The organism is Nannocystis pusilla, from assembly GCF_020073745.1.
GTDB classification, from domain to species: domain Bacteria; phylum Myxococcota_A; class Polyangia; order Nannocystales; family Nannocystaceae; genus Nannocystis; species Nannocystis radixulma.
Map to the genome: position 1 here is coordinate 26,178 of NZ_JAIRAU010000060.1, position 14,254 is coordinate 40,431.

General features: G+C 70.8%; 9 protein-coding genes. 7 read left to right on the plus strand and 2 right to left on the minus strand.

Annotation, left to right across the window (positions count from 1 at the left end):
- Positions 1-35 precede the first annotated feature (35 nt).
- From K7C98_RS43060 to K7C98_RS43080, 5 genes are all read left to right on the plus strand, one after another.
- On the plus strand, positions 36-1,682 hold the full coding sequence (locus tag K7C98_RS43060) for a hypothetical protein (protein ID WP_224197798.1): 1,647 nt from the start codon (positions 36-38) through the stop codon (positions 1,680-1,682).
- Positions 1,683-1,846: 164 nt separating this feature from the next.
- Positions 1,847-3,637 carry a hypothetical protein gene (locus K7C98_RS43065; RefSeq protein WP_224197799.1) on the plus strand — a complete coding sequence of 597 codons (1,791 nt, stop codon included), beginning with the start codon at positions 1,847-1,849 and terminating at the stop codon, positions 3,635-3,637.
- 106 nt (positions 3,638-3,743) lie between these two features.
- Positions 3,744-5,303, plus strand: coding sequence for a hypothetical protein (locus tag K7C98_RS43070; RefSeq protein ID WP_224197800.1), 1,560 nt, complete (start codon positions 3,744-3,746; stop codon positions 5,301-5,303).
- Between the two features lie 189 nt (positions 5,304-5,492).
- Complete coding sequence (locus K7C98_RS43075; RefSeq protein ID WP_224197801.1) at positions 5,493-7,052, plus strand: hypothetical protein; 1,560 nt, start codon at positions 5,493-5,495, stop codon at positions 7,050-7,052.
- A gap of 136 nt (positions 7,053-7,188) precedes the next feature.
- Complete coding sequence (locus K7C98_RS43080; protein ID WP_224197802.1) at positions 7,189-8,691, plus strand: hypothetical protein; 1,503 nt, start codon at positions 7,189-7,191, stop codon at positions 8,689-8,691.
- A gap of 140 nt (positions 8,692-8,831) precedes the next feature.
- Here the strand turns inward: K7C98_RS43080 and K7C98_RS43085 are convergent, their stop codons facing one another.
- Complete coding sequence (locus K7C98_RS43085; protein ID WP_224197803.1) at positions 8,832-9,719, minus strand: hypothetical protein; 888 nt, start codon at positions 9,717-9,719, stop codon at positions 8,832-8,834.
- Positions 9,720-9,972: 253 nt separating this feature from the next.
- On the opposite strand from K7C98_RS43085, the gene K7C98_RS43090 reads away from it, so the two are divergent.
- Positions 9,973-10,155 (plus strand): DNA gyrase inhibitor YacG, encoded by a 183-nt coding sequence (locus tag K7C98_RS43090; protein ID WP_224197804.1) that lies wholly within the window; start codon positions 9,973-9,975, stop codon positions 10,153-10,155.
- 256 nt (positions 10,156-10,411) lie between these two features.
- Here K7C98_RS43090 and K7C98_RS43095 read toward each other — a convergent pair whose 3' ends face one another.
- Complete coding sequence (locus tag K7C98_RS43095) at positions 10,412-12,205, minus strand: signal recognition particle protein (RefSeq protein ID WP_224197805.1); 1,794 nt, start codon at positions 12,203-12,205, stop codon at positions 10,412-10,414.
- Between the two features lie 144 nt (positions 12,206-12,349).
- Between K7C98_RS43095 and K7C98_RS43100 the strand changes: the two genes are divergently transcribed.
- Complete coding sequence (locus tag K7C98_RS43100) at positions 12,350-14,218, plus strand: vWA domain-containing protein (protein WP_224197806.1); 1,869 nt, start codon at positions 12,350-12,352, stop codon at positions 14,216-14,218.
- The last annotated feature ends 36 nt before the right edge of the window (positions 14,219-14,254 follow it).

Consider the following 14,254-nt stretch of genomic DNA (forward strand, 5'->3'; position numbering starts at 1 on the left):
TGCTTATGTCGCAGCTTGATGTGCGTGGTCTTGGGGTGCGAACGCTTTCCGTGGTGCTCGGAGCAGGCGCGCTGATCGGGTTCGGCGGCGGCTGCTTCATCACCAACACGTCGCACTGCGGCTTCCATCAGGACGGGTCCAACAACCCCTGTCCCGCCGACATGGTCTGCAACGTGTGCGCCGCCGACAACAACGGCTGCGTGCCCAAGGCCGATGCGGACGCGATCCCGATGCAGTGCCGCGACAACGGCGTGACGACGACGGAGACCCAGACGCAGGGCACGGAGCCGACCGCCGGTCCGACCTCGCTGCCGACCGAGCCGACGACGACGACCGAGACCACGACGACCACCACCGCCGGTCCGACCACCGAGCCGGTCGACACCACGACGGAAACCAGCACGACCGAGGCGCCCCCGACCACGATGATGGCCACCTGCGACGCCGACGTCCTGGACGATCCGGCGTGCGGCGAGCAGTACTGCGTCGCCGAGAATCAGTGCGGCTGGTGCACCTCGCTCCCGGCCGACAAGACCTGCGCCGACGTCGACGAGGCCACGCCCGCGTGCGACCAGCAGTCGGGCAAGTGCGTCCAGTGCACGAAGGACGCGCCGCAGGCCTGCAGCGGCAGCACGCCCGTGTGCGACGACGAGACCAACACCTGCGTCCCCTGCACCGAGCACTCGCAGTGCCCGAACTCCGCCTGCGACATCCAGGAGGGCGAGTGCTTCCCGGAGGAGCCGGAGTTCATCTTCTACGTCCAGGGCAGCCTCAGCGACTGCCAGAACAAGGACGGCAAGTCGGCGCAGACCGCCTTCTGCGCGCTCGCCGATGTCCAGCTAAATGAAACGAAGACGACCATCCGTCTGCTGCCGGGCGCCACCTCGCCGCTGTCGCTGACGGTGCCGGACGGCAAGGCCGTGGCGCTCGTGCGCGAGGGGATGCAACCCCCCGAGATCAACGGGGAGGCCATCGGCGGGCCGACCCTCGTGGTCTCGCCCGGCGCCCGTCTCTACGTCTCCGGCATCAAGCTCCGCTTCTCGACGCCGACCGGGTACATGGTCAGGTGCGCCGCCGGGTCGTTCTACGCCCACGACACCACCTGGGAGGGCAACGGAATGCACGGCTCGAAGGCGCTCGAAGCCTCCTCGTGCAAGACGTTCATCCACCGCTCGCGCATCGTTCGTTGCGGCGCCGGCATCCAGGCCTCCTCCGGGGAACTGCTGGTCGAGAACAGCTTCATCATGCAGAACGGCGTCGGGGGGTTCAGCGCATTCAACTTGCTGAACGACGTGAAGGCCCGGATCACCTACTCCACCATCGGCCTCAACAAGGTGATCAACGGCGTCTCGACGTTCGCCTGCATGGGTTCCGGCCAGAACATCGTGGTGCGGAACTCCGCCGTCGTCGGGCTCGCCCCGCTCACGAGTTGCAAGGAAGAGATGGGGCAGACCCTCGTCTTCGAGAACGGCACGAAGGAAGAGGTCCCTGACCTAGCGACGGCCAACAACTTGATGTCGCAGTGGTTCAACCCCCCGCAGCTCGACGTCTACACGCCGAAGAACGACGGGCCGCTCGAGGGGATGGCGATGTGGGAGCAGGGCGACCCGAAGTTCGACTTCTTCCTGGCGGCGATCCCGACCGACGAGCCCAGCTTCGCCGGCGCTCGCCAGCCCCCCTGATCGCAGGGCACTCCTGCTCCGTCCGCTCCGTTCGGCCGCCCAGCCGAGGGGGTGGCGTGCGTCTGGACTTTCGTTCAGTGATTCGCGGGCAGCGTGGCTTGTGACGCGCCCGTGGCTCGCCGCGGTTGTCGGTCGTGGAGGGGTGAGCGATAATCGAACTTGCCATGCGTTCACCCCGTGCCTGGTCTTATGTGACGTACCTCGCCTCTGCTCTCGCCCTCCTCGGAGCGTGTCCGCCCTCGACGGCGACGACGACCGACGGTGACCCGACGACGGACGCACAGACTCAGAGCACCGAGACCGCGGGAGACTGTCCGATCGGGGACCTCGGCTGCCCCTGCACGCAAGGCGGCGGATGCAACCCGGGCCTGATGTGCTCGCCCGATCAGACGTGCATCGGCGACGATCCGACCACCACCGACGGGCCGACGAGCTTGACCTCGACGAGCAGCACCGGCGGCGAGTCGAGCACCACCATCGAGGAAACCTCGACGACTGCGCCTCCGGTGCCGTGCGACCCGGCCGACGGCAACCCGAACCCGGACTGCATGGCCATCGACGCCGACCAGCCGTACTGCTCCGACTCGCTGGTGTGCGGCGGCTGCACCGTGTTGCCGCCCGACGGGTGCGCGATCATCGACCCGTCGACGCCGCTCTGCAACCCGGAGGACGGGAAGTGCGTCGAGTGCACGCTCGACGACGCCTCGCTGTGCGGCGGCGCCACGCCGGCGTGCAACCCGGCCACCAACGCCTGCGAGGGCTGCTTCGAGCACAGCCACTGCCCCGAGACCGCCTGCGACATCCTGAAGCGCGAGTGCTTCCCGAGCGACCGGATCATGTACATCCGCCACGGCTCCTCGCAGGCCATGCCCCCTCATTGCACCGACACGGTGCCCCTGGGCGGGACGGAAGAGGCGCCGTACTGCAACGCCAACCTGGCGATCGCCCACGCGCAGTCCGAGGGGCCGAGCAGCGGCTGGACCTTCAAGTTCCTCGAGGCCGCCATCTTCAACTCGTTCCACGGCAGCATCACGGCCCCCTCCGTCCAGGTCGACGAGCCGATCAGCTACGCGTTCGTCCACGTCGGCGAGTACTCGCAGGAGAATGCCAGCCAGCACCAGCACACCCAGCTGCAGTCCAGCAACCCGGTGATCAACATCGGCGCCAACATCACGGCGTACGTCGACAACTTCGCCGTCTACAGCGTCGCCCAGAGCGACAACGGCGTCGGGGTGCTGTGCCAGTCGAACTCGACCGTGTTCCTCGACGACAGCTTCATCCGCGGCACCCGCGGCGCCGGGATCCGCTCGTTCGGCTGCGACCTGTACCTGCGCCGCTCGAGCGTCTACAGCAGCAAGACCGAGGGCGTGGAGCTCAACTGCGCCGAGCAGCACTGCGAGCTCCACATGGTCAACAGCTACCTCACCGACAACCAGCACTTCCAGGGCGACGGCGGCGGGGGCATCGTCGCCGAGAACGCCACGCTCGACATCAACTTCAGCGCGATCCTCGGCAACAACGCCGAGGTCGATGCCAACGATCCGGCCGCGCGGGGCGACTCGATCCACTGCATCGGCGACAACGTGGGCGGGATGATCCGCAACTCGGTCATCGGGCGCAAGCCGATGGGGAACATGTCCTCCATCAAGTGCGACATCCAGATGTTGACGGTGAAGACCTCGCTCATCGACAGCGACGAATTCAAGGACGGCAACAGCAAGAAGGCCGGTGAGACCATCCTTCAGTACTTCCAGGACAACCTGATCACGGGGGCCCGCCCGATCGACCCCGATCCGGGGGACACCCAGGAGGAGAAGGACCAGCTCGATCCTTCGGACCTCGACCTCGCGATGTGGGAGAAGGGCGATCCGCAGGTCGACTTCGATGGCGACCCGCGCCAGGCCAAGCACATGCAGCCCGAGCCCGTCGGGGCCGACGTGCTCGCCAAGCCGTGAACGCCCTTGCACGGGGAGGGTGCGCGGCTGCGCGCTCCCCGCGGACGAGGGCGCGCGAACTGCCCGCGTTGCGGCCCGCGGAACGCATGGGGATAATGCCGGCACCATGCGTATCTCCTTGTTTTGGCGGGGCGTCGGGTTCGGCCTCGGCTTCGGCTTCATCGCGGCCGCGTGTACGCCCGGCGGCAAGCAGACGGACACCTCGTCCGAGAGCGACACCGACTCCTGCCAGCCCGGCTCGCTCAACTGTGTGTGCGAGGCCAACGGCTGCGACCCCGGGCTCGTGTGCGCCTCCGGCTACTGCGTCGAGGGCAGCGAGGCCACGACCGACGTGACGATCACGTCGACCTCCGCGACCCCCACCTCAGTCAGCGAGACCGAGCCCGACACCACGGAGCCCACCGAGGGCTCGATGACCACCGAGGCCCCGCAGTGCAACGACGGCCCCGGCATGTCGCAGACGTGCCCCGATCCGACCCCGTACTGCCTGGCCGAGGGCGTTTGCTCCGGCTGCGCCGGGCTGACGAGCTGCGCCGACATCGACGTGTCCACCCCGGCGTGCGACGCCGACAGCGGCCTGTGCGTCGAGTGCACCGCGGACGACGCCTCTGCCTGCGGCGGCAACACGCCGGTATGCGACGCGGCCGCCAACGCGTGCACGAAGTGCGTCGACCACGAGCAGTGCCCGAGCGGCGCCTGCAACATCGCCACCGGCGCGTGCTTCGAGGATGCGCTGTGGGTCGATCGCAAGGCCGCCAGCTGCGACGGCGACGGCACCCAGGAGGCCCCGTTCTGCGAGATCCAGGACGCGATCGAGGTCATCCCCACCGACACGCCGACGCTCGTGCGCGTGGTGCCGGGGCCGACCGCGTACAAGGCCAAGATCGACGTCGGCAGCAACGTGATCGCGGCGATCGTCGGCGAGGGTGGGGCGGCCACCATCGACGTCGACGTCGACGCGCTGCTGGTCAACGACGACGCGCGCGTCTACCTCAAGGACCTGCGCTTCGTCGGCACCTCGATGTCGGCCGGCAACGGCGTGGTGTGCCTCAACGCCGAGGTGTGGACCGACTCGGTCGACTTCTCGTCGCGCGAGTCGGTGGCGATCGACGCGATCGGCTGCACGCTGCAACTCCGGCGCTCGCGCGTGTACGCCAACCCGGGCGGCGGCATCAAGGTCGACAAGGGGACGACCCGGATCGAGAACACCTTCGTCACCTCGAACGGCAGCAACTTCTCGCAGTACGGCGGGATCCACGTCGTCAGCGGCGGCGAGCTCAACATCGTCTACGCCACGATCGTCGGCAACAACAGCGACGCCACCGCGGACTCGCTCCACTGCCTCGACCCCGGCACCGTCACCCTGCGCAACGCGGTCCTGTTCGGCCAGTCGCAGGCGACCTCGGTCAGCTGCGACGGCGCCGTCGCCAGCGACAGCATCGTCGACAGCACGCTGCTCGCCGGCGACAACGTGACGGTCGAGGTCAGCGCGCAGTCGTCCTGGTTCACGGGCGCAGCGAGCGGTGACTTCCACGTCAAGGCGGGCGCCCCGTTCGCGGAGCTGGGACGCTGGCGCTCTGGCGATCCCGCCGTCGACTACGACGGCGATCCGCGGCCCGACGTCGACCTCGCGTCCGACTGGGCCGGTGCCGATCGTCTGCCGTGATCGACGACGTCGCGTGATCGACCGCGAGCACGCGACGCCTCGATCTCGCCTGCGATCGCCGTTCCTCGGCCCGCGCGAGGCGATCGAGCGAGCGTTCGCGGCGCGCGCTCGCGCGCCTGCGCGGTTTCATGGGGTGTCCTGAGGGACAGGTTGCGAGCGGACCGGCGAACGGGAATACTCGAGCGACTCATGCGGCTTTCGCCAGCGCATTTGGCTTTCTGGCTCGGAATCGGCGTCTCCCTCGGCGTCGCGTGCACGGGCCCCACCGGGACGACCACGGAAGGCACCGGCACGACCACCGAGAGCCCCGACTGCCCGATCGGCAGCGTCGGCTGTCAGTGCACGCCGGGCGGCACCTGCGACGGCGCGCTGGTGTGCGCGTCGAAGATCTGCGTCCCGCTCGACGAGACCAGCACCGGCGTCGCCACCGAGTCCGCCAGCGAGCCCACGAGCGGCGAGACGTCGGTCGGCGAGTGCGAGCCGATGAACGAGCAGGAGAACGGCCAGTGCGACGCCGCGGAGCCGTACTGCAGCAAGCAGGGCGAGTGCGTGGCGTGCTCCGGCATCACCAGCTGCGCCGCGATCGATCCGAGCAAGCCGGCCTGCGACGCCGACAGCGGCCGCTGCGTCGCCTGCACCGCGAGCGACGCCTCGGGCTGCACCGACGGCGCGCCGATCTGCGACCCTGCGACCAACACGTGCCACGCGTGCACCCGGCACGAGGAGTGCTCCGGCGGCGCCTGCGACCTGGCCACCGGCGCGTGCTTCCCGGCCGCCGACACCCTATGGGTCGACGGCGCCGGTGACTGCGACGACGGGGCCGGCGGCGGCGAGGACGACCCGCTGTGCACGATCTCCGGGGCGCTGTCGCGGGTCGCCGCCGACGCCCCGCGGGCGATCCTGGTGCGCCCCGCGACGTACGGCGAACCGCTGGTGGTGCCCGCGAACGCCGTCGTCGCCGTCGTCCGCGTCGGCGCCGGCGACGTCGAGATCACGGGCACCGGCGACGAGGCGCTGGCGATCGGCGCGAACGCCCGCGTGTACCTCGACGGCCTCGAGATCCGCGGCAACGACGTCGGCAGCGGCGTCGGCTGCAACAACGGCGAACTGCTCTGGATCGATCGCTCGCTGATCCGCCAGCACAACATCAGCGGCGTCGCGGCCGTCGACTGCGACGTGCGGGTCCGGACGAGCGTGCTGACGAAGAACCTCGGCGAGGGCCTGTTCGTGTCCGGTGGTTCGGTCCGGATCGAGAACACGTTCATCAGCGACAACGGCGACAAGCTCAACGCCGACAACCCGCGCGGCGGCCTCGCGCTGGCCGGCGGCGCCCAGGCGACGCTGGTCTACGCGACGCTGGTCGGCAACAACGCGTACACCGGCGGCGGGCTGTCGGTCGAGTGCGACCCCGACGCGGCCGCGGAGTCGATCGAGCTGCGCAACTCGATCGCCTTCAACGCCGTCGGCTACAGCACCTTCAACTGCGAGGGCGCAGAGGTCGTGACGTACACGGCGTTCTCGGCCGGGAGCGACGAGCCGAACGACGACAACGTCGGTGTGGCGACGGCCGAGGTGCCGATGCTGATCGCGCCCGATCCCGGCCTGCCCGGCGTGTATCGGCCGATGCCGGGCACCAAGCTCGACGCGGTGGCGCAGTTCGCCAGTGGAGACCCCGACTTCGACTTTGAGGGAGATCCGCGGCCGACCGACGAATTGAGCTTCCCCGGCGCGGATCAGCCCCCGCCATGAGCGCGGAATCAGGCGAATTACGCCGCGGTCGGCGGGCCGGCGGCCGGTTTCGCCGCGTCGCGGCGGGGTTTGTGGACAACTCGCGTGGGCCGGTGCATCCTGGCCGCCGATCCCCTTTGTGCACTAGGAGTTACCGATGACACGAACGCACTGGACCGTCGCACTCTTGGCCTGCGTGCCGCTGGTCGCTGGTTGTCCGCCGACCTACACCCCCGGGGAGACCGAGAGCGGGGCCGAGACCGACACGGCGGCATCCGAAACCTCGACGGCGACGACGCCCGAGGTGACGACGACCTCGACGACGTCGGTGGAGCCGACCACCGGGCCCGAGACCTCGACCACCACCACGAGCACGTCGACCAGCGGTCCGACCACCGGCCCCGTCGGCTGCGACGGCGACGGCGACTGCTCCGACCCCGACACGCCGTTCTGCGTCGATCAGGCGTGCGTCGGCTGCGACGGCACGCCGGACCCCGACGCCACCTGCGCCGAGGTCGACGGCGACACGCCCGTGTGCGACCAGGACTCGGGCGCCTGCGTCGTGTGCACGCCGGAGAACAAGGGTCTGTGCACCGGTGCGACGCCGGTGTGCGACGCGGCCACCAACGAGTGCGTCGGCTGCGTCGAGCACGACGACTGCCCGGACAGCGCGTGCAACCCCGAGTCGGGCGCCTGCTTCGCGCCCGAGAACGTCGTCTACGTCGACGCCGCCGCGACGTGCGACGTCGGCGACGGCACCATGGGGATGCCGTTCTGCCAGATCACGCAAGCCCTCGACGTGGTCGCGGCGGGCGACCCGTCGCTCGGCTGGACCATCAAGGTCAAGACCGGCAACTACATCCAGCCGGCGCTGGTCGTGCCCGAGAACAGCGTGCTCGCGCTCGTCGGCGACGGCGGCATCGCCAAGATCCGCTCGACCACCGCGGCCACCCTGCAGATCAACCCGGGGTCGAAGGTCACGCTCGGCAAGCTCAACCTCGCCAGCAACGCCGACGACAGCGGCCTGACCTGCAGCGGCGCGCAGATCCACGGCACCGACCTGACCTTCAGCCTCAACCGCCAGGGCTACGTCGGCACCGACTGCTCGGCGACCTTCAACCGCAGCGTGTTCTACAAGAACACCTCGGGCGGCCTGTCGGCGTTCGGCGTCGGCGCCACGTCGGTCGTCAACAGCTACGTGTCGAACAACGGCTCCAACGCCGAGTCCAACTACGGCGGCCTCCTCACCGGCCAGGGCCACGAGCTGCAGCTGCTGTACTCGACCATCGTCAACAACCTGTCCGAGGTCGGCGCGCGCTCGCTGCGGTGCGACGCCGATGCCGGCCCGACCACGGTCCGCAACTCGGTCGTCATCGCCTTCGTCGCCCCGTCGATCGATTGCCCGACGGTGACCTTCGAGAACTCCGCCATCGACGAGGGCAAGGTCGACGGCGACACCAACATCTCGGCCCTCATGGAGGACGCGATGGCCTGGTTCGAGCCGCAGGTCGGCGGCGTCTACAAGGCCAAGCCGGACACCGCGATCGCCGAGCTCGCCGTGTGGAAGGACGGCGACCCCGTGACCGACTTCAACGGCGACTCGCGCCCCGGCACCGACGGCGCCACCGACTACGCCGGCGCCGATCGCCCCGCGCCCTGAAGGGCATGTCCTGAGGAGCATGTTCTGAGGAGCATGCTCTGACGCGCAGGTCTGAAAGGACCTGTCGTGACGCGCACGAGGAGGCCGCCGGCCTCCTCGGCCGTTTGGTCGCCGGACGCGCGCCGAGCGAGCAGTCGTCGTCAGAAGCGCCCGACCACGGCGAGGCCCGGCGGGAGCAGCGTGGGCGCGACGACCGACCGCGGGGCCCGGCGCGCCGGCGGCAGCAGGCCGACGCCGGCGCCCAGCGCCAGCCCGAGGCCCGCGCCGAGCAGCGAGGCCGCGACGGCCCGGCGCTCGAACCACGGCCCGAGCCGGGCCAGGTCCTCGCGGGCGGCGCCCGGGCGATACGCGACGCGCTCGGCGGCCAGCCAGGCGACGCCGAGCGCCAGCGCCGAGCCGCCGACGACGGCCTCGGCGATCCACACGCGTCGGCGCACGGGCACCGCCGCGGTCATGCCTGCCGCGACGAGACCGAGGCCCGCGCCGACGAGCCCGGCCCCGGCCGCCGCGACGCGGGCGTGATCGCGGATCGCCGAGCCGGTGCACAGCGGCTGGTCCGCCCCGAGCGCGCAGCTGCCGACGTGGCGCTCGAAGCTGCGGGTCCGCAGCACCACCAGCGCGACGCCCGTGGCCAGCGTCGGCACCGCCAGCGCGAACAAAGCCGCGCTGCGGCGGATCCGGGCGGCCCGCGGCAACGGCCAGCGAGGCGGCGTCGGCGCCCCCACGCCCTGCGGCTCGCGTGAGCCCGTGGCCGCTGCCGGCCGGGCGCGCGGGGCAGGAGCGGGCGCGCGGGACGGCGACGCGAATTTCATCGATCCGTGGCGTGACTCGCGGCGCCTGTCGAGCGTGCCCGCGGCCTCGCGTCGCTGATCGTCGGGCGCGGCGCGGAGAGCCCCGGGCTCGTCGTGCGCCGTGGCCTCCGCGGCTGCGCGCCCGCTCTCGGGGACACGCTCACGATCCGTGGTCGACCCGGCGAGCCGCGGCCCGCGGACGAGCGAAAGGCCGAGCAAGACGAAGCCGAGGCGCATGCTCGCGGCCAGTATAGGGATGTGCTCGCGCCGCGCCGCAGCGGCCGAGGTCGCGTCGGTGAGTCGCGCCGTGGTCGTCGCGGCGAGCAGGGTCGACGTGCGCGGCGACCGGGTGCTGAACAGCGACGGCGGAGTTCGAGGCTCGCGCCGCCCCGCGATCGGTGCGCGCGCGCCGTCTCGCGTGCCTCCATCACGACGCCGGCCTCGGCGGCGCTGCTGGCGTCGGCGTGCGGGCGTGCTAGCGTCGGCAGCGATGAAGATCCGCTGCCCGATCTGTCACAAGGAGCAGGAGGTCCCCGAGGACTTCGCGTACCGCCCGTTTTGCTCCCAGCGCTGCAAGACGATCGACCTCGGCAACTGGCTCGGCGAGGCCTACCGGATCTCGCGGCCGATCACGGCCGACGACGAGGAGCCCGGGGTGCGCGGCGCCAACTGAGGCGAGCCCGTAGCGAGCGCGCGGCCCGGACAGCCGCGGCCGCCGGCGATATGTGCCTGGCGTGAGCCGTGGCGCTGGCGCGCGGTGAAGCGAGCGGCCCGCTCTCGGCGCCGAGGGTGAGGGTGGGAGACCGCGGCCCGCGACGCGTGTTCCGAGCCTGCTCTCCGAGACATGTTCGCAAAGACATGACCGAAGCGACATGTAGAAAAGGACCTGCCCGTTCGAGCAGGTCCTTTCCTGCCGCCTGGGGCGCGCCTCACTTCTTGTCGCGGTTCTTGCGGCGCGCCAGCTTCTCGGCGCGGCGCTTGTCGGCCAGGCTCTTGTAGTCGACCTTCGGCGTCTGCCGCGGCGCCGACCCGCCGGCGTTCTGGCCGCCCATGCCCGGGAGGCCGCCCATGCCCGGGAAGCCGCCCATGCCGGGCAGGCCGCCCATGCCGGGCAGACCGCCGGGCATGCCGCCGCCGCCGCCCAGGCTGTTCATCAGCGAGCCGAGCGCGTTGGGGTCGGACATCATCTTCCGCATCGCGTTCATCTGCTTGAGCATCTTCATGCCCGGGACCTTGTCCATCATGCCCTGCGGCTTGGCGGGCATGCCGGGGATGAGGCCGCCGAACATGTCGCCGAGCATGCCGAACATCCCGCGCATGGTCATGAAGCGGCTGACGAGCCCGCGGACGTCGTCCTCGGTGCGGCCCGAGCCGCGAGCGACGCGGGCGACGCGGGCGGCCACGAAGTCCTCGGGGCGCAGATCGTTGGGGTCCTTCTCCTTGGCGCTCTTGTGGACCGAGCGCTTCTGCCGGCGGCTGCTGCGGCCGCCGTCGCCCTCGTCGTCGAGGAACACCTCGGGGTTCTTGCGCTCTTCCTTCGTCATCGAGCGGATCATCGCCTCGACGCGCACGAGCTCCTTGTCGTCGGCGGCCTTCTCGAGCGCCTCGGGCGGGATGTTGGCGCCGAACATCTGCCCGAGCGGCATCTTCTCGAGGATGTCCTTCATGCTGCCCATCGACTGGATCGTCTTGATCTGGCTCAGGAAGTCATCCATCGTGAAGGAGCCCGAGAGCATCTTCTCGGCGTCCTTCATCGCCTGCTCCTCGTCGACGACCTCGGTGAAGTCGTTCATCAGGCCGACGATGTCGCCCATGCCGAGGATCCGGCTGGCGAGGCCCTCGGGGCGGAACTCGTCGAGCTTGTCGAGCGACTCGCCGATGCCGAGGAACTTGATCGGCTTGCCGGTGACCGCCTTGACCGACAGCGCGGCGCCGCCGCGGGCGTCGCCGTCGAGCTTGGTCAGGATCACGCCGGTGACGTCGAGCCGCTCGTCGAAGGTCTTGGCGGTGGTGACCGCGTCCTGGCCGATCATCGCGTCGATGACGAGGAAGATGTTGGCCGGCTGCACCCGCGCCTTGATGTCGTCGAGCTCCTTCATCAGCGGCTCGTCGATCGTCAGGCGGCCCGCCGTGTCGTAGATGACGAAGTCGAGGCCCTCGGCCGCGGCGTGGTCGGTGGCGTCGGCGCAGATGTCGACCGGGTTGGCCCCGTCGACCGAGAACACCGGCACGCCGATCTTCTGCCCGAGCACCTTGAGCTGGTGGACCGCCGCCGGCCGGTAGACGTCGGCCGCGACCAGCATGACCTTGTAGCCGGCCTTCTGCAGCTTGCGCGCGAGCTTGCCGGCGGTGGTGGTCTTACCCGAGCCCTGCAGGCCGACCATCATGATGCCGGTGCAGCCGCGCCGGGCCCGGTTCAGCGAGGTGTCGACCGGGCCCATCAGGGCGATGAGCTCGTCGTGGCAGATCTTGACGAAGTGGTCCTCCGGCCGGACCCGCATCGTCTCGCCCTGCTTCTTGGCCACCAGCGTGACCTTCTCGCCCAGCGCCTTCTCCTTCACGGATTGCAGGAAGCGCTTGACGACGTTGAACTCGACGTCGGCCTCCAGGAGGCTGAGGCGGACATCCTTGAGCGCCGCCGCCACGACGTCGTCCGTCAGCTCGCCCTTGCCCGTGAGGCGCTCCCGCGCCGACCGAAATCCCTTCGAGATCGTCTCAAACACAGCCCGCGCTTTCTACCACGGGCTCCCCCCGCGCGCCGACCCGCGCGCGTGCGCGGCGTAGCTCACAAGCCCCGGCCGGCCCGGACGCCCGTCCCCGGCAGGCCGCTGGTGAATCTCGCGCCGCAGGGCTACGTTCACGGGGCGATGCCGAAGGCCAGCGCCGCGCCCGGGGACCCCTGCGGGTGGGGGATTCAACTCACCTTCCTCGGACGCACGGTGGCCCAGCTCGGGGCCGGCGACGCCGCCCCGATCACTCTCGGCGAGCGAAAGGACTGCGATCTCGTGCTCCCCGGCCTGGGCGAGCGCACCGTCCTGACCGACGGCGCGACCCTCGTCGTCCCCGCCGGCCTGGTCGGCGAGCTCCAGGTCGGCGAGCGCACGCAGCCGGCGGCGGAGGGCAGGGTGACGCTGGCTCCCGGCGACCGCGCCTCGCTGCGCGTCGCGGCCCACCCCGACATCGCGCTCGAGATCCAGCGGGTCACGCGAGAGCACCTGCCGTGGTCGGCCCGCTTCCACGCCCGCGATCTGGCCCGCCAGTTGGTCACCGGCGCGGCGCTGGTCGCCATGGCGGCCCTGCTGTGGCGGGTCGAGACGGTCGAGAACGTGCTCAAGCTGCGCGGCGACCCGAGGGCGGAGGACGTCGACTCGCTGCTCCTGCGGGTGATGTTCGCGCCCACGGAAGAGCCCGTCGAGGTCGTCCGTGCCCGCGAGTTCTACGCCGCGTACCTGCCGCCGCCGCCGCCGCCCGCCGCGCCGCCCGTCGAGCCCGGCGAAGACGTCGTGACCACCGGGCCCACGCCGCTCGGGTTCGCCGTCGTCGGCGCGGAAGAGGGGGAGCCGCCGGCGCCCGACCACGCCGACCAGCCGCCGATCGAGAAGGCGCGCCCGAGCAAGACCGTCCGCCGCAGCAAGCGCGCCCGCCCCGAGCCCGAGTTGGTCGAGTATGCGGTGCTCAGCGTGCTCGACTCCGGCACGATCGACACCATCAGCACCGATGGTTCGATCCCCTACGGGGGCATGATCGCCGCGCTCGGCGGCGAGGGTGGCGGCGGCCTCGGCGAGGGCGTCGAGGGCGGCGAGGTCGGTGGGGTCGTCGGCGGCGTGCTCGGCGGCGTCGAGGCTGTTCCCATGGACATGGCCCTCGCGCCAGGTCCCGAAGGACCTGTCCCGGGCCTCACGATGAAGAGCACGACCGGCGGGCTCCACTCGCACGACGACCCGAGCGGCGAGGCGCTCAAGGGCGAGCTCGACGGCGTGGCGGCGGCGGTCGCCGCGGCGTCGTGCCCCGATCCCGCGGTGGTGCGCAAGCAGCAGATCGACGTCGTGTTCGCGGTCGATGTCTCGACGACGATGAACTTCATGCTCGGCAAGATCGGCCGCGAGATCGCCGCGGTCGACGCGACCGTGCGCGCGCACAACCTCGACGCCCGCTACGGCCTCGTCGTGTTCGTCGACGACGTCATGGTGACGCACGGCGGCCAGCCGTTCGCCGACCTGGCTGCGCTGCAGCAGGAGCTGACGAAGTGGCAGCACTTCACGGCGAGCAACCGCCAGATCGGCGCGCCCGAGAGCAACCTCGACTGGCCGGAGAACACGCTCGACGCGCTCCACGCGGCCGCGACCCGGTTCGCCTGGCGCGACCCGGCGACCACTCTGCGCGCGGTGATCCACGCGACCGACGACGACTTCGGCGAGGCGCCGGCGATCCAGAGCGGCCAGGCCGTGCAGCACAGCTACCGCGAGACGGTCGCGGCGCTGCAGGCCGCCGCGGTGCGCGTGTTCAGCTTCGCCGCCAAGGTCGGCGGCCAGTGCGAGTGCCTCGACGTGCGCCCCGGCCTGTTCGTGCCCTACCGCGGGCAGCAGGCGATCCCGGCGGCCACCGGAGGGGCCGTGTTCGACATCGACGAGGTCGCGTCCGGCGCCCTCGACTTCGGCGCGGCGGTGTCGGGCGCGCTGCAGACGGCGGTCTGCACGCATTACCCGCTGTCGCCGTTCGCCGGCAAAAAGCCGTGACGCCTCACGGCCGGGGCTTCCAAGGCGCGGCCGACT

Bases quoted from the DNA above. Each gene is read 5' to 3' on its own strand.
- K7C98_RS43065 (WP_224197799.1), top strand. From the start codon at position 1,847: ATGCGTTCACCCCGTGCCTGGTCTTATGTGACGTACCTCGCCTCTGCT.
- K7C98_RS43070 (WP_224197800.1), top strand. From the start codon at position 3,744: ATGCGTATCTCCTTGTTTTGGCGGGGCGTCGGGTTCGGCCTCGGCTTC.
- K7C98_RS43075 (WP_224197801.1), top strand. From the start codon at position 5,493: ATGCGGCTTTCGCCAGCGCATTTGGCTTTCTGGCTCGGAATCGGCGTC.
- K7C98_RS43080 (WP_224197802.1), top strand. From the start codon at position 7,189: ATGACACGAACGCACTGGACCGTCGCACTCTTGGCCTGCGTGCCGCTG.
- K7C98_RS43085 (WP_224197803.1), bottom strand. From the start codon at position 9,719: ATGCGCCTCGGCTTCGTCTTGCTCGGCCTTTCGCTCGTCCGCGGGCCG.
- K7C98_RS43090 (WP_224197804.1), top strand. From the start codon at position 9,973: ATGAAGATCCGCTGCCCGATCTGTCACAAGGAGCAGGAGGTCCCCGAG.
- K7C98_RS43100 (WP_224197806.1), top strand. From the start codon at position 12,350: ATGCCGAAGGCCAGCGCCGCGCCCGGGGACCCCTGCGGGTGGGGGATT.